The sequence below is a fragment of the Pseudomonas sp. H9 genome, from assembly GCF_004353925.1.
GTDB lineage: Bacteria > Pseudomonadota > Gammaproteobacteria > Pseudomonadales > Pseudomonadaceae > Aquipseudomonas.
Genome location: NZ_SMOK01000059.1, coordinates 1 through 452, shown reverse-complemented (window position 1 = coordinate 452; position 452 = coordinate 1). Strand labels below are relative to the sequence as shown.

Genomic DNA, 452 nt, shown 5'->3' with positions numbered 1-452 from the left:
CACACCCGGCAGGTTGGTCTGGCCACGGGCATCAACAATGATCTCGCCGCGTGGAGACAAGCTGCCGCTTCGCGCCAGATCGCAGGGCAAGCCAGCTCCCACCGGGAGCTGGCTTCATGGTCGATGCAAGGCAGTTGCTCCCACTGTGGGAGCGGGCTTGCCCCGCGATGTTTCAGGCCGGCGCCGAAGTCCGGATCAGGTGATCGAACGCGGCCAGCGAAGCCTTGGCACCCTCGCCCACCGCAATGACGATCTGCTTGTAGGGCACCGTGGTCACATCACCAGCGGCAAACACACCCGGCAGGTTGGTCTGGCCACGGGCATCAACAATGATCTCGCCGCGTGGAGACAAGCTGCCGCTTCGCGCCAGATCGCAGGGCAAGCCAGCTCCCACCGGGAGCTGGCTTCATGGTCGATGCAAGGCAGTTGCTCCCACTGTGGGAGCGGGCTTG

At 64.8% G+C, this 452-nt stretch carries 1 pseudogene; it reads right to left on the bottom strand.

The window, feature by feature from the left end:
- Positions 1 to 172: 172 nt before the first annotated feature.
- A pseudogene (locus E1573_RS26670) lies at positions 173 to 370 on the bottom strand (FAD-dependent oxidoreductase); the annotation flags it as partial.
- Positions 371 to 452: the final 82 nt, after the last annotated feature.